The 17,941-nt window shown below is 69.9% G+C and carries 17 protein-coding genes; 14 read left to right on the top strand and 3 right to left on the bottom strand.

Translation table 11 applies throughout. The features are described 5' to 3' along the window. Positions 1 to 2 precede the first annotated feature (2 nt). The 4 genes from QMG73_RS43780 (at position 3) to QMG73_RS43765 (ending at position 4,590) form a co-directional block, all read left to right on the top strand. Complete coding sequence (locus QMG73_RS43780) at positions 3 to 689, top strand: ABC transporter permease (RefSeq protein WP_281905777.1); 687 nt, start codon at positions 3 to 5, stop codon at positions 687 to 689. Further along, positions 686 to 1,417, top strand: a complete 732-nt coding sequence (locus tag QMG73_RS43775) for an ABC transporter permease (RefSeq protein WP_281905774.1) — start codon at positions 686 to 688, stop codon at positions 1,415 to 1,417. Before QMG73_RS43780 ends, QMG73_RS43775 begins: the two co-directional genes overlap by 4 nt. A 137-nt stretch (positions 1,418 to 1,554) precedes the next feature. Beyond that, positions 1,555 to 2,559: a glycine betaine ABC transporter substrate-binding protein gene (locus QMG73_RS43770; RefSeq protein WP_281905772.1), complete on the top strand. Its 1,005-nt coding sequence runs from the start codon at positions 1,555 to 1,557 to the stop codon at positions 2,557 to 2,559. Positions 2,560 to 2,691: 132 nt separating this feature from the next. Beyond that, a complete protein-coding gene (locus QMG73_RS43765) occupies positions 2,692 to 4,590 on the top strand; it encodes a hypothetical protein (protein ID WP_281905769.1) in 1,899 nt (632 codons plus the stop codon). Between the two features lie 3 nt (positions 4,591 to 4,593). Here QMG73_RS43765 and QMG73_RS43760 read toward each other — a convergent pair whose 3' ends face one another. Continuing rightward, complete coding sequence (locus QMG73_RS43760; RefSeq protein ID WP_281905766.1) at positions 4,594 to 5,736, bottom strand: NADH-quinone oxidoreductase subunit D; 1,143 nt, start codon at positions 5,734 to 5,736, stop codon at positions 4,594 to 4,596. A gap of 4 nt (positions 5,737 to 5,740) precedes the next feature. Beyond that, entirely contained in the window at positions 5,741 to 6,703 is a 963-nt protein-coding gene (locus tag QMG73_RS43755; protein ID WP_281905816.1) for an SAM-dependent methyltransferase, read from the bottom strand. 112 nt (positions 6,704 to 6,815) lie between these two features. Between QMG73_RS43755 and QMG73_RS43750 the strand changes: the two genes are divergently transcribed. The 7 genes from QMG73_RS43750 to QMG73_RS43720 all read left to right on the top strand — a co-directional run bounded on the left by QMG73_RS43750 (position 6,816) and on the right by QMG73_RS43720 (position 13,244). Continuing rightward, positions 6,816 to 7,685, top strand: a complete 870-nt coding sequence (locus tag QMG73_RS43750) for a Rossmann-like and DUF2520 domain-containing protein (protein ID WP_281905764.1) — start codon at positions 6,816 to 6,818, stop codon at positions 7,683 to 7,685. Further along, a complete protein-coding gene (gene panC / locus QMG73_RS43745; protein WP_281905763.1) occupies positions 7,685 to 8,506 on the top strand; it encodes a pantoate--beta-alanine ligase in 822 nt (273 codons plus the stop codon). The genes QMG73_RS43750 and panC overlap by 1 nt, the downstream gene beginning before the upstream one ends. 1 nt (position 8,507) lies before the next feature. Further along, the gene (gene panD / locus QMG73_RS43740; RefSeq protein ID WP_281905762.1) at positions 8,508 to 8,921 is read left to right on the top strand and encodes an aspartate 1-decarboxylase; all 414 of its coding nucleotides are present in this window, start codon (positions 8,508 to 8,510) and stop codon (positions 8,919 to 8,921) included. 86 nt (positions 8,922 to 9,007) lie between these two features. Continuing rightward, the gene (locus tag QMG73_RS43735; RefSeq protein WP_281905761.1) at positions 9,008 to 9,916 is read left to right on the top strand and encodes a septum formation family protein; all 909 of its coding nucleotides are present in this window, start codon (positions 9,008 to 9,010) and stop codon (positions 9,914 to 9,916) included. A 59-nt stretch (positions 9,917 to 9,975) separates the two neighbouring features. Continuing rightward, the gene (locus QMG73_RS43730; protein WP_281905759.1) at positions 9,976 to 11,610 is read left to right on the top strand and encodes an L-aspartate oxidase; all 1,635 of its coding nucleotides are present in this window, start codon (positions 9,976 to 9,978) and stop codon (positions 11,608 to 11,610) included. Beyond that, the gene (gene nadC, locus QMG73_RS43725) at positions 11,607 to 12,482 is read left to right on the top strand and encodes a carboxylating nicotinate-nucleotide diphosphorylase (RefSeq protein ID WP_281905758.1); all 876 of its coding nucleotides are present in this window, start codon (positions 11,607 to 11,609) and stop codon (positions 12,480 to 12,482) included. The genes QMG73_RS43730 and nadC overlap by 4 nt, the downstream gene beginning before the upstream one ends. A gap of 3 nt (positions 12,483 to 12,485) precedes the next feature. Beyond that, positions 12,486 to 13,244, top strand: a complete 759-nt coding sequence (locus QMG73_RS43720; protein WP_281905757.1) for a type III pantothenate kinase — start codon at positions 12,486 to 12,488, stop codon at positions 13,242 to 13,244. Here the strand turns inward: QMG73_RS43720 and QMG73_RS43715 are convergent. Then, complete coding sequence (locus tag QMG73_RS43715; RefSeq protein WP_281905756.1) at positions 13,226 to 13,978, bottom strand: class I SAM-dependent methyltransferase; 753 nt, start codon at positions 13,976 to 13,978, stop codon at positions 13,226 to 13,228. The two genes, QMG73_RS43720 and QMG73_RS43715, sit on opposite strands and share 19 nt — an antisense overlap. 139 nt (positions 13,979 to 14,117) lie before the next feature. On the opposite strand from QMG73_RS43715, the gene lysS reads away from it, so the two are divergent. The 3 genes from lysS to QMG73_RS43700 all read left to right on the top strand — a co-directional run. Continuing rightward, positions 14,118 to 15,572: a lysine--tRNA ligase gene (lysS, locus tag QMG73_RS43710; RefSeq protein ID WP_281905815.1), complete on the top strand. Its 1,455-nt coding sequence runs from the start codon at positions 14,118 to 14,120 to the stop codon at positions 15,570 to 15,572. A gap of 100 nt (positions 15,573 to 15,672) precedes the next feature. Then, the gene (locus QMG73_RS43705) at positions 15,673 to 16,023 is read left to right on the top strand and encodes a histone-like nucleoid-structuring protein Lsr2 (protein ID WP_265252365.1); all 351 of its coding nucleotides are present in this window, start codon (positions 15,673 to 15,675) and stop codon (positions 16,021 to 16,023) included. A 329-nt stretch (positions 16,024 to 16,352) separates the two neighbouring features. Beyond that, the coding region (locus QMG73_RS43700; RefSeq protein ID WP_281905754.1) for an ATP-dependent Clp protease ATP-binding subunit at positions 16,353 to 17,941 on the top strand (1,589 nt) is incomplete at its 3' end.

Here is a 17,941-nt window from a genome sequence, read left to right as displayed (position 1 = left end):
GTATGTCCTTCCAGAGCTACCGCGACGACCCCGGGAACCCGTGGTTTTCGTGGCAGTACGTGCGGGACAATTCGGACACCATTGCGGAGGCGCTCCGCGAGCACGCCACGCTGACCGCCGAGGCCGTCGTGATCGCCGCGCTCGTGGCCGTGCCGCTCGCCGTCGTCGCGTACTGGATCCGCCCGCTCACCGGCCCGATTCTCGCACTCTCGGGCGTCCTCTACACCATCCCCTCGCTGGCCCTGCTCGCCTTCATCGCTCCGTACGTCGGCACCACCCGCACCACGTCGGTGCTGATCGCCCTGGTCCTGTACGCCCTGTTGCTGATCGTGCGCAACACGCTCGCCGGGCTCAACCAGGTACCGGCCGAGGTGCGCGACGCGGCGCAGGGCATGGGGTACGGCCGGTTCGGGCGGCTGCTGCGTATCGACCTGCCGCTCGCCCTGCCGGGCATCCTGACCGGGCTCCGGCTCGCCACCGTGTCGACCGTGGCACTCGTCACGGTCGGCGCGCTGATCGGGAAGGGCGGGCTGGGTGACCTGATCCTCGGTGGCTTCCGTAACAACTTCTACCGAGCCGAGATCGTCACCGGCACCGTGCTGTGCGTCGCGCTCGCGCTGGTGCTCGACCTGCTACTGGCCACCGCCGGCCGGCTGCTGACCCCGTGGGCCCGCCGGAGGGCGTCATGATCGCGGAAGATCCGATCCAGCAGGCGGTGACCTGGCTCAACGACCCGTTGAACTGGACAAATCCGGGCGGCGTCCTGGACCGGCTCGGCGAGCATCTGTGGATCTCGGCCGCCGCGGTCGCGCTGGGTTGCCTGGTGGCCTGGCCGCTCGGGCTCTGGCTGGGGCACATCGGGCGCGGCGGCGGCGTGGTCGTCATGATCTCGAACGTCACGCTCGCTATCCCGACGATCGCGCTGCTGACCATCCTGCCGCTGACCTTCCTCGGTTTCGGGGAGCGGCCGGTCATCGTCGCTCTTGCGGTCTTCGCGGTGCCGCCGCTGCTGGCAAACGCGTACACCGGGGTGCGGGAGGTCGATCCGGAGGCCCGTGACGCGGCGCGCGGCATGGGGCTGTCCGGCATGCAGGTGCTGCGCCGCGTGGAGCTGCCGCTGGCCGTGCCGTACCTGGCGGCCGGATTCCGCACGGCGGCGGTACAGGTGGTGGCCACCGCCGCGCTGGCGTCCTTCGTCAACGGCGGTGGGCTCGGCCAGATCATCAGTGCCGGGTTCGGCCTGGGCATCGCCACCGGCGGCGGTCAGATCCTCGCTGGCGGTCTGCTCGTGGCGCTGCTCGCCCTGCTGGTCGAGGTGGTACTCGCGGGGGTGGAGCGGGTGGTCACACCGCGGCCGCTGCGGCGCTCGCGCGGTCGGGCCGCTCGCCGCACCGCCAGCGCCACCGGCAGGGCATGACGATCCGGTTGCGAGTCCTCGGGAAGTTTGTCGGTACCCCCTGTAAGGATGTTGGCTGAGTTACGGGCGGCATCAGTCGCCTGTCGGACACGCGGCCGGCCGTCATGGCCGCGCCGGGACACGGAAGGCGGGCAGGTATGCGCGCACGCAAACGGCTGGTCCTTGGCGCCCTCGGCGCCCTGGCCGGCGCAATGATTCTCACGGGCTGCGGGGAAGAGGGGTCCTCGGGCACCGACGCGCCCGCGGCCGACGCCTCCGGTGCCGGCTGTGCCCCGGCGGCTGGCAGCAAGCTCGTCGTGCTCGAAGACGACAAGAAGCTTCAAAACACCGACAACGTGGTGCCGGCGATCAACGCGAAGGCGTCCACGCCGGAAATGATCGCGGCGCTCAACAAGGTGTCGGGCGCGCTCGACACGACCAAGCTCATCGCGCTCAACAAGGCCGTCGACGTCGACCGCAAGACGCCCAAGGTGGCGGCCGAGGATTTCGCGCAGGCCAATGCCCTGGCCTACAACCTCCAAAAGGGTCAGGGCGGCAAGGTGATCATCGGCGCGGCCAACTTCAGCGAAAACCAGACGCTGGCCGAGCTGTACCGGATCGTGCTCACCGCGGCTGGCTACCAGGTGACCGTGCAGCAGATCGGTAACCGTGAGCTGTACGAGCCGGCGCTGGAAAAGGGCGAGATCCAGGTGGTGCCCGAATACGCCGCCACGCTGGCCGACTTCCTCAACGCCAAGGTCAATGGCGCGAGCGCACCAGCGATCTCGTCACCCGACCTCGACAAGACCATGTCGGGCCTCAAAGAGGCTGGGCAGAAGGTCGGCCTCACGTTTGGTCGGCCCTCCGCGGCGCAGGATCAGAACGCCTTCGCGGTGACGCAGGAGTTCGCTGACAAGTACAGCGTGAAGACGCTTTCCGACCTGGCGGCGAAGTGCTCCGGTTCGGCGACGGTCATGGGCGGCCCGCCGGAGTGCCCGCAGCGCCCCAAGTGCCAGAAGGGGCTCGTAGACACGTACGGGTTCAAGGCCGGGTCGTTCAGCTCTCTTGACGCTGGCGGTCCGCAGACCAAAAACGCGCTGACCACCGGTGCGATCAGCGTCGGCCTGGTGTTCTCGTCCGACGGGGCGCTCGCGGCCGGCTGACGGTAGCTGCTGAAACGGCGCGGGACAGGCAAGTCCCGCGCCGTTCGGCCTTCTGGGCGACCCAGGGCGGCCAAATCGCTCGACTTTTCCGGTGCCGGAGCGTGTCCCGGGTCGCATCATCGTTGTCCCCATGTGACCGATCCGCTGCTAGGCGAGCCGGTGCCGGAATACGTGGCCGGCCATTCCGCTGACCCGGAAGTATCGGTAGGCTCCACAGCCATGCCGGCCTCCGAACCGCCATCTGAGCGGCGGGGCGCACGGCTGCTCACCATTGTGTTCTGGGCCGGGGTGGGGCTGGCTCCGCTGGCGGCATTACTGCTGCTGCTAGGCCAAGGTGCCGGGGCGCTGCGAGTGGCCGCCGTCCTCGCGGTGCTCGCCGTTGTCCTCATTGGCCTGTCGATCACGTTGCGCCGAGACGCGGAGAGTATGCGTCTGGACATGGAGGAGACCCTTCTCGAAGAGGTCGACATGCTCCGCGAAGACGTGCGCAACGACATCGCCACCGCCGCTCGGGCGACACACAAAGCTTTCTCGGAAAAGCTCCAAGTCATGCATGAGAGCGTGCAAGCGCTGCGCATGCAGGTCGAAGCGGCGCGAGTGGCAGGGGGCGGCCCCGTTCAGCCACCAGCGCCCGCCCGCGAGGGCGCCATCTTCCCCACGGCCGCCCCAGTCGCTGCCGGGTTTGCCCGCCCGGAGCCACCGGCCGGCGCCAACGGTCAGCCCATGCACGCCGGCGTGGCCCAACCGCCGGGCGTGGCGGGCGTCGCCCAAGCCGGTCACCTCGGCATCGCCCAACCAGCGGGCATGGCGAGCGTTCCGCAGCCCGCCCACGCCGGGATAGCCTTGCCGCCGCCCGGCCCCGGCCCCGGGCACGTCGGTGCGAGGGCGCGGGTGCCCGGCGGGATCGTCCGGCACACCGAAACCGTGCAGGTCACCACCCGCCAGACCATCGTGGACCCCCACGGCGACGACGAGTCGGGCACGGGCCGCGTATACGGCGCGGGCGGCTACGGCGGATACGAGGGCGGCGGATACGGCGGTCCGGAGTTTCCGCCGGCCGATGACGCGGCTGCCCGGCCGGGGCGCTACGGCGGCGACGCCGCGCAGTGGTCGGCACCCCCGGCCCCGCCGCCGGGCGGTCGCCGCCGCCGCGCCGCGGAACCCGACGACGCGCAGTGGCAAGACGACCGCCAGCGCGGTGGCGGACCATGGCCGGATGACCGGCAACGAGGCGGCGAAGAGCCGTGGTCGGGTGGCCGTGGCGACTCATGGCCTGAGGAGCGGCGCCGGGGGCCTGACAGTTCCTGGCAGGGTGACCGGTCGCGTGGCGCCGACCAGTCCTGGCCGGAGGACGGGCGCCGCGGGCCTGACAGCGCCTGGCTGGGTGATCGGCAGGGCGAACGGCTGGGTGATCGGCAGGGCGAACGGCTGGGTGATCGGCAGGGCGAGCATCCGCGTGACGGTTCCTGGGCGGGCGACCGGGCCCGAGGCGGTGGCGACGCCCGCCGGCCGCGCCCGTACGACCGCGAAGAGGAGCCGCGCGACGAGGGCCGGTGGACCGACGTGAAGGCCGGTGACCGGTGGGCCTCGGTGCGCAGCGACGACCACGTGCAGGAGCTGCGGATGGGAGAGCGGCGCGCCGCCGTCCGCGCTGACGAGTCCGGCAGCGAGGTGCGGATCCAGGACCGCTGGGCCGCGGTCCGGCGCGAAGAGCCGCGCCGTGAAGAGTCTCGCCGTGAAGAGCCGCGCCGAGCGGAACCCCACCGCGAGGAACAGCACGAGGACGGCGCCTGGCTGCGTGACCTGCGCGGTCCCCAGAGCGACAACGGCTGGGACCGGCGCGGCGGGCCCGCAGCTTTGCCGGCCGGCCCCATCGAGCCCACAACGTCGTGGGGCCAGGGTTGGAACGCCGCCGAGCAGGATACGTCCGGGCGGCGGCGCCGCTATCAGGATGACGAGGACGAGTACCGGTACCAGCCGGACGCGGGTCGCCGGTCGCGTCGCGCCGAGGAAGACCAGCGCTGGCGCTGACTCTTACTTGTCGATGTCGCCGACGACGAAGAACATCGAGCCCAGGATCGCGATCAGGTCCGGCACCAGGCACCCGGGTATGAGCGTGGAGAGCGCCTGCACGTTCGCGTACGAAGCGGTGCGCATTTTCATCCGCCACGGCGTCTTCTCGCCCCGCGACACCAGGTAGTACCCGTTGAGGCCGAGGGGATTCTCGGTCCAGGCGTACGTGTGGCCCTCGGGTGCCTTGACCACCTTCGGCAGCCGCACGTTGACAGGTCCGGTGATCCGGTCGACCATCTCCAGGCAGCGGTCGACCAGGTCCAGCGAGACGTGCACCTGGTCGAGGAGCACCTCAAAGCGTGCGTGGCAGTCACCCGCCTCGCGGGTCACCACCGGCACGTCGAGGTCGCCGTACGCGAGGTACGGCTCGTCGTGGCGCAGGTCGAAGTCGAGCCCGGACGCCCTCGCCACCGGCCCGGACGCTCCGAACGCCGCCGCCTGCGCAGCGGTCAGCACACCCACCCCGACCGTGCGGGCGAGGAAGATCTCGTTGCGACGGATCAGGTTTTCCAGGTCTGGCAGGCGCCGCCGCACCTGACCGACGGCCTCCCGGGTCCGCCGCGTCCAGCCCGCGGGCACCTCTTCCTTGAGGCCGCCGACCCGGTTGAACATGTAGTGCATCCGGCCGCCGGTGGCCTCTTCCAGTACCGCCTGCAGCGTCTCCCGCTCCCGGAACGCGTAGAACACCGGCGTGATCGCGCCGATCTCCAGCGGGTACGAGCCGAGGAACATGAGGTGGTTGAGGATCCGGTTCAGCTCGGCCAATGCGGTGCGGAGCCAGACCGCCCGCTCCGGCACCTCCAGGCCCATGAGCCGCTCGACGGCCAGTACCACGCCCAGCTCGTTGGCGAACGCGGACAGCCAGTCGTGCCGGTTGGCGAGCACGATGATCTGCCGGTAGTCGCGCACCTCGAAGAGCTTTTCCGCGCCCCGGTGCATGTATCCGACGATCGGCTCGCACGAGACCACACGCTCGCCGTCGAGCACCAGCTTGAGTCTCAGCACTCCGTGCGTCGACGGGTGCTGTGGACCGATGTTGAGCACCATGTCGGCGGTGTCGAGCCCAGCACCGGTGCCAACCGTGACCTCGCGCAGGTCAGTCATTGGGTCATCGTCCCACGCCGGCGGGGAAGGGCAGACTGTCGAGGTCGATGGGGTGAAGGAGCCACCAGTGCCCGCCGAGGCCGGCCGGTTCGGTCAGTTCGGCCGCCGCCGACGCGGTGGCCAGCGCGCGTACATAGCCCACCGGGTCCGTACCGGCCATGGTGATCGGCGGTCGGGTGCCGCTGATACCGAGCGCGCGCAGCGCCTCCCGTTGGGAGATCAGCGTGTACGGCCGGCCGGCCGCCTCGGCCACCGAGTCGATCGCCACGTGCGCGGTGATGTCGCAGCTCCCGTCCGGCACCGGGGGCACCTGGCGCCCGGCACGGTACCCGGTGAGGGTGCCGCCGTACGGCCGAGCGTCGCGCAGGTGGCCATAGTCGACGGCCAGCGCCAGCCCGCGCACCACCATCTCCACGGCTCCCGACCACGCCCGGTCGCGCGTCAGGCCAACCTCGGCTCGGCCACCGTCCGGCCACCAGCGGGCGAGCCACGCCGTGTCGTCGGCATTGATCGGGGCGCCCGGCTTCTCGGCACCGGCCCGATCCACCGTGACGTACCGATCCCCGTCCACCACGTCGAGCGGTACGTTGTCGAGCCACTCGGTCGCGATGAGCAGCCCGGTCACGCCGGTGGGCGGCTCCGATCGCCAGCCGATCCCGTCCGGCAGGTCGGGCGGCCGGGCGGCCTTCTCCACCGCGGTCAGGCGCAGCCGGTCGCGGAGTGCCGGTGGAGCCGCCGCGGCGAGGGCGGTCAGGAGTTCGCCGCGACCCGCGCCGACGTCGACCACGTCGAGCTGGTCGGGATGGCCGAGCGCCTCGTCGAGGTGCGTGATCAGGCGGAGCACGGCAGACACGAAGAGCGGGGACGCGTGCACGCTGGTGCGGAAGTGCGCGGCCGGCCCGGCACCCGAGGTGAAGAAGCCGTGCGGGCCGTAGAGGGCGTCCTCCATGGCGTTTTGCCAGTTCATTCGCTCGTGATCGACCACGGTGAAAACCTTCACACCCTCTTGTCTCACGTCTGTAACAACGACGCATACTTGCGTCGACCGGTACCTATGACCGCAAGGACTGGATCAACGCATGATCGTCGGTGTTATCGGCGCCGGCCGCGTCGGTGCTGTGCTCGGCGCGGCGCTCGAGCGCTCCGGCCACCGTGTGGTGGCCGCCTCCGGCGCCTCCACCGGGTCGAAGGCCCGCAGGGCTCGCCTCCTGCCCGGAGCCGCCGAGCTGACCCCGGTCGAGGTGGCCCGCGAGGCCACTGACCTGCTGATCATCGCCGTTCCAGACGACGCGCTTGCCCAGGTGGCCGCCGGCGTGGCGGCGGCCCTGCGTCCGGGGCAGGTCGTGGCGCACACCTCGGGAGCGCACGGTCTCGCGGTTCTCGCCCCGGTACTGGCCAGCGGTGCGCGTCCACTCGCCCTGCATCCGGCGATGACGTTCGCCGGCACCGCCGACGACCTGGCCAAGCTGGCCGGTGCCGCCTTCGGGGCGACCGCCGAGCCGGAGCTGCGCCCCTTCGCCGAGCGGCTTGTCGCAGACCTCGGCGGCACCGTCGAGTGGGTGGCGGAGGACGACCGCGTGCTCTATCACGCCGCGCTGGCACACGGGGCGAACCACCTGGTCACGCTCGTGAACGAGGCGCTCGACCGGCTCCGCGACGCGGGCGTGGTCCACCCGGAGAAGGTGCTCGGCCCGCTGCTGCGCACTTCGCTCGACAACACGCTGCGGCTGGGCGACGGCGCGCTGACCGGCCCGGTCTCCCGGGGCGATGCCGGCACGGTCGCCCGGCACCTCGATCGGCTCTCCGCTGTGGCACCCGAGTCGGTGCCCGCGTACCTGGCGCTCGCCCGCCGCACCGCTGACCGGGCGATCGCCGCCGGCCGCCTGCGGCCACTCGACGCCGAGCCCCTGCTCGACGCGTTAACCGATCGCGAGGAGACGACGACGTAATGGATCTGGTGCACACCCGCGCTGAACTGGCGGCGGGGCGAGCTGCCCTGGACGGGACGGTCGCGGTCGTGATGACGATGGGCGCGCTGCATCAGGGCCACAAGGCGCTGCTGCGTGCGGCTCGCGCCCGGGCCGACCGGGTGATCGCGACGATCTTCGTGAACCCGCTCCAGTTCGGGCCGAACGAGGACTTCGACCGGTACCCCCGCACCCTGGACACGGACCTGGCGATATGTGCGGCGGCCGGCGTCGATCTGGTTTTCGCGCCGGACCGCACCGAGATGTACCCGGCGGGCGAGCCGCTCGTGCGGGTCAACCCGGGCCCGCTGGGCGAGCGGTTCGAGGGTGCCAGCCGGCCCGGCTTCTTCCACGGCGTGCTGACCGTCGTGCTGAAGCTGCTCCAGCTCACGCGACCGGATTTCACGTTCTTCGGTGAGAAGGACTATCAGCAGCTCACGCTCGTCAAGCGGATGGTGCGCGACCTCGACGTGCCGGTGGAGGTCATCGGCGTGCCCACGGTCCGCGAGGTGGATGGTCTGGCCCTGTCCAGCCGCAACCGGTACCTGTCGGACGCCGAGCGCGACGCGGCGCTGACGCTGTCGAAGGCGCTCCGGGCGGGTGCCGATGCGGCGCGGCGCGGTGAAGACGCGGAGAAGGCGGCCCGTGCGGTGTTCGACGGGAGCACTGCGGAGCTTGACTACCTGGTGTTGACCGATCCCGACCTGGGCCCGGCGCCAGCGCACGGCCCTGGACGCCTGCTGGTCGCGGCCCGGGTCGGTGCGACGCGCTTGATCGACAACGCTGCCGTGGAGGTCGCCTGAGATGTACCGGACCATGCTCAAGTCCAAGATCCATCGAGCCACGGTGACCCAGGCAGACCTGCACTACGTCGGGTCCGTGACGGTCGACGAAGACCTCATGGAGGCCGCCGATCTCCTGGCCGGCGAGCAGGTGGCGATCGTCGACGTGACCAACGGGGCGCGCCTGGAGACGTACGTGATCCCGGGCGCCCGCGGCACCGGCGTGATCGGCATCAACGGCGCCGCCGCGCACCTCGTCCACCCCGGTGACCTGGTAATCCTGATCTCGTACGCCCAGCTCGACGACGCGACGGCCCGGACGTACCGGCCGAGGGTGGTGCACGTCGACTCACACAATCGGGTCATCGAGCTCGGCACCGACCCGTCGGTGGCGGCACCGGGTGTGGTCGGCGCTTGCGCACCCTCCGTAGGTTAGAAGAGATTCAAGTTGGAGGGCGTCACAGCCGGGTGCCGTATGCTCGGCCGTCCGGTAAATCGTTGTGCTCTTGGGGAGGACGCACGATGCGACGGTGGATAGCCGTGCTGGCGGTGGGGGGAGCTGCCACCTTGGCGCTCTCCGCGTGCGGCAAGCCGGCAGGCGTCGACGGCGACCTGTCCGACGACTGGAAGGCGGTCGCGGAGCCCCAGCCGTTCACGCCTACCGCTGAGATCTGTCACGAGAGCGACTACGCCGAGACCGCGTACCTGTCTTCGTACGAGCCGGTCGACTGTGCCACCACGCACCGGTTGGAGACCGTGTACGTGGGCACCTTCACCGGCGCGGCCGCCGGGTTGACCGCACCGCCCGGCAAGGACTCCGCCGAGATCAAGGCGGCGTTCGCCGAGTGCGACACCAAGACCAAGGAGTACGTGGGCAGCGACTGGCGCAACGGGCGGCTCCGGCTGGCTGTGGCACTGCCGTCCGCGCAGGCGTGGACGGGCGGGGCCCGGTGGTTCCGCTGTGACGTCACCGAGGTCACCAACGTGGAGGACAACGGCGACACCGCGGCCCGCACCGGCACCCTCAAGGGTGTCCTCAAGGCCGCTTCGCCCCTTTCACTCGGGTGCTACTCGGTCAAGCTGGCGAAGGACAGCAGCATCGACACGATGCCGGCGGCCGAGTGTGCCAAGGACCACAACAGCGAGTTCGCCGGCGTATGGACCGCGCCCGATGGGGCATACCCCACAAAGAGTGCAGACTGGGACAAGTTCCACAACGAGTGCCGCAAGGTGATCGCGAAGTTCGCCGGGGTGCCGAACGACGGCAACATCAAGTACCGCACGGGCGTCGTGTCGCTGCCGGGCAGCGAAGACGAATGGAAGGGCGGAAACCGCGGCGTCCGCTGCTACTTGTGGCTGAGTGAGCGCACGGTCAACCGGTCGATGAAGGGCGCCGGCCCCAACGGGCTGCCCATCCGGTACGCGGATTAGGTGAGTGTCCTACCCCACCCCGCCCGTTACCACGCGCCGCAACGCGATCTACTGATGAGATGAGTGTTGGACTGCCGGCGGTGCCCCACCGGCTGGGCGCGCCGACGCCCGGCTGGGCTGAGACCACCGACGTCGTTGTGGTCGGCTCGGGCATCGCGGGGTTGACCGCCGCCCTGCACCTGCGCGAGGCCGGCCTGCACGTCACGGTCGTCACCAAGGTCAACATCGACGACGGGTCCACCCGCTGGGCACAGGGCGGCATCGCCGCGGTACTCGATCCGCTGGACACCCCGGCGGCCCACGCCGCCGACACAGAGATCGCCGGGGTCGGCCTGTGCGATCCGGCAGCCGTCGGCGTACTGGTAGATGAGGGGCCCGCCCGGGTACGTGAGCTCATGCGGCTCGGCGCGGAGTTCGACCGGTACCCGGACGGCTCGCTGATGCTGACCCGCGAGGGCGGGCACCGGGCCAACCGCATCGTGCACGCCGGCGGCGACGCGACCGGCGCGGAGGTGCAGCGTGCGCTGCACGCCGCGGTACGCCGCGACCCATGGATCCGGCTCGTCGAGCACGCGCTGGTGCTGGACCTGCTGCGCGCGGCGGACGGCCGGGTCTGCGGCATCACGCTGCACGTGCTCGGAGAGGGCAGCGAAGACGGTGTCGGCGCGATCCTCGGTCGCGCGGTCGTGCTGGCCACCGGCGGGATGGGCCAGATCTTCGCGGCGACGACGAACCCGCCGGTCTCCACCGGCGACGGGGTGGCGGTCGCCATGCGGGCGGGCGCCGCAGTCACCGACATCGAGTTCGTGCAGTTCCACCCCACCTCCTTCGTGGGCGGCGACATGCACGCAGTGCAACGGCCACTGATCTCGGAGGCGCTGCGCGGGGAGGGCGCGCACCTCGTGGACGGCGACGGGAAGCGCTTCATGGTCGGCCAGCACGAGCTGGCCGAGCTGGCGCCGCGCGACGTGGTCGCGAAGGGGATCTATCGAGTACTGGCAGCCACCGGCGCCGACCACGTCTACCTGGACGCCCGGCACCTGGCGGACGTGGCGCACCGGTTCCCGACGATCACCGCGGCCTGCCGCGCGGCCGGCATCGATCCCGCGACCGGCCTGATCCCGGTGGCGCCCGCCGCGCACTACGCCTCTGGCGGCGTCCGCACCGACCTGCACGGCCGCACCTCGATTCCCGGCCTGTACGCGTGCGGCGAGGTGGCCTGCACCGGAGTGCACGGCGCCAACCGCCTCGCCAGCAACTCCCTGCTCGAAGGGCTGGTCTTCGCCCGGCGGATCGCCGAGGACATCGCCCGCGGCCTGCCTCCGCAGGCCGACCCGGCGGAGCCCGCAGGTGACGCCGGATGGGTGGTGGACCAGGACAGCCGTCCCGCGCTGCAGCGCGCCATGACTCGCGGCGCCGGCGTACTGCGCTCGGCCGAGTCGCTGGCCGGCGCCGCCGCTGAGCTGACCACGCTCGGCGCGACCCGAGGCACGGCGCGCACGGCGAGCTGGGAGGCCACAAACCTGGTCACGGTCGCGTCGGCGCTCGTCGCCGCCGCGTACGCCCGCCAGGAGACGCGCGGCTGCCACTGGCGCGAAGACTTTCCGGCCGCGGACGACCGGTGGCTCGGCCACTTCCTCGGCGGTATCGGCCAGGATGGCTCGGTCACCGAAACCTGGAAGGGGGCAGTATGAAAAAGGCCACTGTCGAGGCGCTGGTCGCGGTCGGGCTGCCGCCGCTGGATGTCGAGCTGATCGTGCGCCGGGCGCTGGAGGAGGACCTCGGCCCGGGCGGGCTCGACGTGACGAGCATCGCCACGATCCCCGAGGACCAGGTCGGGACCGCCGAGCTGGTCGCGCGCGCCGACGGTGTCGTGGCCGGACTGCCGGTCGCCGCCGCGGTGTTCGAGCTGGCCGATCCCAGTACCCGATGCGAAGCTCTGGTGCCCGACGGCGCGTGGGTGGCCCGCGACGACGTGCTGGCCACCGTGGCCGGGCCGACCCGGGCATTGCTCACCGCCGAGCGCACGGCGCTCAACCTGCTCTGCCGGATGTCCGGCGTCGCCACCCACACCCGGGAGTGGGCCGACGCGCTCGCGGGCAGCAAGGCGCAGGTGCTCGACACCCGCAAGACCACGCCCGGGCTGCGCGTCCTGGAGAAGTACGCGGTGCGGGCCGGCGGCGGCGCGAACAAGCGCATGGGCCTCTACGACGTCGCGATGATCAAGGACAACCACAAGCTGGCAGCGGGTGGGCTGACGGCGGCGTACCAGCGGGTGCGGGAGGCCTTCCCGGACGTGCCCGTACAGGTCGAGGTGACCACCGTCGAGGAGGCGGTCGAGTCGGTGGAGGCCGGTGCGACGTTCCTGCTCTGCGACAACATGACGCCGGCCGCGCTGCGCGACGTGGTGGCGGCGGTGGGCGACCGCGCCGAGTTGGAGGCGACCGGTGGGCTGACCCTGGAGGTGGCTGCCGAGTACGCGGCCACCGGCGTCGACTACCTGTCGGTGGGAGCCCTCACACACTCCTCGCCTATCGTTGACATCGCCATGGACCTGCGGGAGTAGCGCGTGCTGCTGTGCATTGACATCGGTAACACCAACACGGTGCTCGCCACGTTCGACGGCGACAAGCTGGTGCACTCGTGGCGGATCAAGACGGATGCCCGCTCGACGGCCGACGAGCTGGGGCTGAAGCTGCGCGGCCTGCTGGCCGGCGACGCCGTGGAGATCACCGGTGTGGCCGCCTGCTCGACCGTGCCGGCGGCGCTGCGCTCGCTGCGGACGATGCTGGCGCGCTATTACGGCGATACGCCCAGCGTGATCGTCGAGCCGGGTGTCAAGACGGGCGTGCAGTTGGCGATCGACAACCCGAAGGAGGTCGGCTCCGACCGGGTGGTCAACACACTTGCCGCGCACGCGCTGTACGGCGGCCCGTCGATCGTGGTCGACTTCGGCACCACCACGAACTTCGACGTGATCAGTGAACGCGGAGAGTTCCTGGGCGGCGCGTTCGCGCCGGGCATCGAGATTTCCTTCGACGCGCTGGCGGCCCGAGCGGCGCAACTGCGGAAGGTCGAGCCGACCAAGCCGCGCTCGGTGATCGGCAAGAACACGGTCGAGTGCCTTCAGTCCGGCATGTACTTCGGGTTCGCCGGGCAGGTCGACCGGATCGTGGAGCGGATGGCTGAAGAGCTTGGACCGCTGCGCGCGGTGATCGCGACTGGTGGGCTGGCGCCCGTGGTGATCGACGAGTGCCGCACCATCACCCACCACGAGCCGATGATCACCCTGATCGGCCTGCGAATGGTCTACGACCGCAACACCTGAGCTTTATAAGCGAAGGTCTGGAACGGGAGCTCGAAGGTTTCGCGGCCGGCCAGAGCGGGGTGCTCGGCGCAGAGCCGGCGAACCGCCGCGTCGATCTCGGCGCGGTGCTCGGGCGTGGCGACCAGATAGTACGAGCGGGTGGCGACCAGCGCGACCAGGCTTTCGGGCGTCTGCGTGGTCGAATGGTGGAACTCGGCGCGCTCGACCGGACCGAAATACGTGTCACCGAAACTCAGCTCGTCGCCCGGATCGAACCCGCCGTGGACAGCCGGCTGGTCGTGCGTGATCACGGTCAGCTCGGCGACCCAGGGCACCGAGTCGTCACGCCTGTTCCAGATCGCCGCGAACGTGCCGCCCGGCCGCAGGAGCCGGGCGATCTCCGGATGGGCGCGCTCCGGATCGAACCAGTGGTACGCCTGCCCGGCTACGACCGCGTCCGCGCCGCCGTCAGGCAGTGGAACCGTCTCTGCCGAACCGGCCAGCGCCGTCGTGCCCGGCGTCGCGTCCGCCAGGCGCGCTCGCATCTTCGGGTCCGGCTCCACGGGTACCGCGTCGTAGCCGGCGGAGAGCAGGACCCGGGTCAGCTTGCCGGTGCCGGCGCCCAGGTCGACGACCCGGCGGGGTGGTGGCCCACCGGCGGCCCAGGTCACGGCGTCGACCGGATACGTGGGTCGATTCTGGTCGTAGGCCGCCGCGGCGGCTCCGAACGAGAGCGCGTGCACGTGGTCCGTCATCGTGGCGAAGGTTAACCGATTTCCCAGTTGAGTAGGCTCGGGGACGAATCCCACTTCACTTCTTCACTTCTGAGCAGAAAGCCGTGCCGTGACTGAGCAGACACCCGCCTCTTCACCAGCCGAGGATCTTCCCGAGCAGATGCGGGTTCGCCGGTCCAAGCGAGATCGGATCCTCGCTGACGGCGCCGAGCCGTACCCGATCACCTATCCGCGTACGGCGTCGTTGGCCCAGCTCCGCGAGCGGTACGCCGACCTGCCGACCGACACCGCCACGGGCGACACGGTCTCCGTAACCGGCCGGGTGATGTTCATCCGCAACACCGGAAAGCTGTGCTTCGCGACACTGCGCGACGGTGACGGCACCGAATTGCAGGCGATGCTCTCGCTCGACCGGGTCGGCCCCGACCGGCTGGAGGAGTGGAAGAGGGTCGTCGACCTCGGGGACCACGTCGGGGTGACCGGCGAGGTGATCACCAGTCGGCGCGGCGAGCTGTCCGTACTCGCCGACTCCTGGGCGATGACCGCCAAGTCACTCCGTCCGCTTCCGGTGTCGCACAAGCCGATGAGCGAGGAGGCTCGGGTCCGGCAGCGGTACGTCGACCTGATCATGCGTCCGCAGGCGCGTGAAACGGTTCGAGTACGTGCCGGCGTGATGCGGAGTCTGCGCGACTCGCTGCACCGTCGTGAGTTCGTTGAGGTCGAGACGCCAATGTTGCAGTTGCTGCACGGTGGCGCGACGGCTCGACCATTCGTGACGCACAGCAATGCATTGGATACTGATCTGTATCTGCGAATCGCTCCTGAGCTATTCCTGAAGCGGTGCGTCGTTGGCGGCATCGAACGCGTCTTCGAGATCAACCGCAACTTCCGGAATGAGGGAGTTGACTCTTCCCACTCTCCCGAGTTCGCGATGCTCGAGACGTACGAGGCGTACGGCGACTACAACACGATCGGCAACCTCACCCGGGAACTGGTACAGGAGGCGGCGCATGCGACCTTTGGGTCCAATGTTGTTACCCACGCCGACGGTAGCGAGTTCGACCTCGGTGGGCAGTGGCGCTCCGTAACTCTCTACGGCGTTCTTTCCGAGGCGCTCGGCGAGGAGGTCACCGTCCGTACTGAGATGCCGCGGCTCATCCAGTACGCCGAGAAGCACAATCTGGATGTCGACCCTAAGTGGGGACCGGGGAAGCTAGCCGAAGAACTCTTCGAGGAGCTCGTCGTACCGAACCTGGTGGCGCCAACCTTCGTGCGTGACTACCCGGAGGAGACGAGCCCGCTGGTCCGTAGCCACCGGGAGCAGCCGGGGCTGACCGAGAAGTGGGATCTATACGTGCGCGGCTTCGAGCTGGCGACCGGGTACTCCGAGTTGGTCGACCCTGTTGTGCAGCGCGAACGCCTTGTCGCGCAGGCCCGGCTGGCTGCCAAGGGCGACGACGAAGCGATGCGCCTCGACGAGGACTTCCTGCGGGCCTTGGAGTACGGAATGCCGCCGTCTGGTGGCATGGGAATGGGAATCGACCGTCTCCTGATGGCGCTCACCGGCCTCGGTATTCGGGAAACCATCCTCTTCCCGCTGGTCCGCTCCGAGTAGATGGCTGGGTAGATTCTTCGATCCTATTGACGGAAGGAGCGCCTTCCAAGCTATTGTTCTCTTGTTTGCGGGAGGAACCTGCTCGGAAGGATAACGGCCCGTGGCCAAGCAGATCATTCACAAGTTGGTCGACGACCTCGACGGTGGCGACGCAGACGAGACGGTCAAGTTCTCGCTCGACGGCGTGCAGTACGAGATCGACCTGTCCAAGAAGAACGCGGACAAATTGCGGGAAGTAATGTCCCCATACCTGGTCGCCGGGTCAAAGATCGGACGTGGCGGCGTCGTGGTCGGCGGTCGTGCGGCCCGGGGTCGTGGCGGTGCCGCGGCTGATCGCGAGCAGAACAAGGCGATCCGTGCTTGGGCGAAGAAGGAAGGCAAGGACATCTCCGACCGGGGGCGCATCCCGCAGGAGATTGTTGACGAGTACCACGCGAAGGCCGGGCGCTGAGCCCCGGCTGATCACCGAACTCGGCACCGGGCCCGTGGCGCAGCGCGCCGCGGGCCCGGCCGTGTTATCCACAACCTGTGGATAACTGGCCTGTCGGACTGTGGACAGCGGGGGCGTGTTCGCTCTGCGCGTACTGCGGGACCGTGGGGGAACACCGCGAGAGCGGGCAGAGTTGGGGAAAACATCGCGGACGAGGGTTAGTCAGGCACGCACGGCCACAGCAGAGTCGGTCCGCGGCGATAGAGTAAGGACACGGGCGTCCGACGGGACGTCCGCCGGCGCTGGCCCCGCCAAGATCATGGCGCACGGCAAGTGAGGAGCACGAGGGCATGTTCGAGCGGTTCACCGACCGAGCGCGACGGGTTGTCGTCCTGGCTCAAGAAGAAGCCCGGATGCTCAACCACAACTACATCGGCACGGAACACATCCTGCTCGGCCTCATCCACGAGGGTGAGGGCGTTGCGGCCAAGGCCCTGGAGAGCCTCGGTATCTCCCTGGAGGGCGTCCGCCAGCAGGTCGAAGAGATCATCGGTCAGGGTCAGCAGGCGCCGAGCGGGCACATCCCGTTCACGCCGCGGGCCAAGAAGGTGCTGGAGCTGTCGCTGCGTGAGGCGTTGCAGCTCGGGCACAACTACATCGGCACCGAGCACATCCTGCTGGGGCTGATCCGGGAGGGCGAGGGCGTCGCCGCCCAGGTGCTGGTCAAGCTCGGCGCCGACCTCAACCGGGTTCGCCAGCAGGTCATCCAGCTGCTCTCCGGCTACCAGGGCAAGGAGCCGGCTGCCGCCGGCGCCGCCGCGGGTGAGGCCGCGCCGTCCACCAGCCTCGTGCTGGACCAGTTCGGCCGCAACCTGACCCAGGCCGCCCGGGAAGGCAAGCTCGACCCCGTCATCGGGCGCGAGAAGGAGATCGAGCGGGTGATGCAGGTGCTCTCCCGCCGCACCAAGAACAACCCGGTCCTGATCGGCGAGCCCGGCGTCGGCAAGACGGCCGTGGTCGAGGGCCTGTCCCAGCGGATCGTCAAGGGCGAGGTGCCCGAGACGCTGAAGGACAAGCAGCTCTACACCCTCGACCTGGGCGCGCTGGTCGCCGGCTCCCGCTACCGCGGTGACTTCGAAGAGCGCCTGAAGAAGGTGCTCAAGGAGATCCGCACCCGGGGCGACATCATCCTGTTCATCGACGAGATCCACACCCTGGTCGGCGCTGGTGCCGCCGAGGGCGCGATCGACGCCGCGAGCATCCTCAAGCCGATGCTGGCCCGTGGTGAGCTGCAGACGATCGGCGCGACCACCCTCGACGAGTACCGCAAGCACCTGGAGAAGGACGCCGCGCTCGAGCGGCGGTTCCAGCCGATCCAGGTGGGCGAGCCGTCGCTGGCCCACACGATCGAGATCCTGAAGGGGCTGCGCGACCGGTACGAGGCGCACCACCGCGTGTCGATCACCGACGGCGCGCTCGTGGCCGCGGCGACCCTCGCCGACCGGTACATCTCCGATCGGTACCTGCCGGACAAGGCGATCGACCTGATCGACGAGGCGGGTGCGCGGATGCGGATCCGTCGCATGACCGCACCGCCAGACCTGCGCGACTTCGACGAGCGGATCGCACAGGTCCGTCGCGACAAAGAGTCGGCGATAGACGCTCAGGACTTCGAGCGGGCCGCCCAGCTGCGTGACAAGGAGAAGCAGCTCCTGGGTCAGAAGGCGCAGCGGGAGAAGGAGTGGAAGGCCGGCGACCTGGACGTCGTGTCCGAGGTCGACGACGAGCAGATCGCCGAGGTTCTGGCGAACTGGACCGGCATCCCGGTCTACAAGCTGACCGAGGAGGAGACGTCCCGGCTGCTGCGGATGGAAGACGAGCTGCACAAGCGGGTCGTCGGCCAGGAAGACGCGGTCAAGGCGGTCTCCAAGGCGATCCG

The organism is Phytohabitans aurantiacus (assembly GCF_027923225.1).
Classification (GTDB): Bacteria; Actinomycetota; Actinomycetes; order Mycobacteriales; family Micromonosporaceae; genus Phytohabitans; species Phytohabitans aurantiacus.
The sequence above is the reverse complement of the archived record's forward strand: the minus strand, read 5'-3'. Positions and strand labels throughout refer to the sequence as shown.

Coding starts and splice junctions, on each gene's coding strand:
- QMG73_RS43750 (WP_281905764.1), top strand. CDS start 6,816: ATGATCGTCGGTGTTATCGGCGCCGGCCGCGTCGGTGCTGTGCTCGGC.
- QMG73_RS43715 (WP_281905756.1), bottom strand. CDS start 13,978: ATGACGGACCACGTGCACGCGCTCTCGTTCGGAGCCGCCGCGGCGGCC.
- QMG73_RS43770 (WP_281905772.1), top strand. CDS start 1,555: ATGCGCGCACGCAAACGGCTGGTCCTTGGCGCCCTCGGCGCCCTGGCC.
- QMG73_RS43775 (WP_281905774.1), top strand. CDS start 686: ATGATCGCGGAAGATCCGATCCAGCAGGCGGTGACCTGGCTCAACGAC.
- QMG73_RS43730 (WP_281905759.1), top strand. CDS start 9,976: ATGAGTGTTGGACTGCCGGCGGTGCCCCACCGGCTGGGCGCGCCGACG.
- panD (WP_281905762.1), top strand. CDS start 8,508: ATGTACCGGACCATGCTCAAGTCCAAGATCCATCGAGCCACGGTGACC.
- lysS (WP_281905815.1), top strand. CDS start 14,118: ATGCGGGTTCGCCGGTCCAAGCGAGATCGGATCCTCGCTGACGGCGCC.
- QMG73_RS43760 (WP_281905766.1), bottom strand. CDS start 5,736: ATGACTGACCTGCGCGAGGTCACGGTTGGCACCGGTGCTGGGCTCGAC.
- QMG73_RS43755 (WP_281905816.1), bottom strand. CDS start 6,703: ATGAACTGGCAAAACGCCATGGAGGACGCCCTCTACGGCCCGCACGGC.
- panC (WP_281905763.1), top strand. CDS start 7,685: ATGGATCTGGTGCACACCCGCGCTGAACTGGCGGCGGGGCGAGCTGCC.
- QMG73_RS43780 (WP_281905777.1), top strand. CDS start 3: ATGTCCTTCCAGAGCTACCGCGACGACCCCGGGAACCCGTGGTTTTCG.
- QMG73_RS43735 (WP_281905761.1), top strand. CDS start 9,008: ATGCGACGGTGGATAGCCGTGCTGGCGGTGGGGGGAGCTGCCACCTTG.
- nadC (WP_281905758.1), top strand. CDS start 11,607: ATGAAAAAGGCCACTGTCGAGGCGCTGGTCGCGGTCGGGCTGCCGCCG.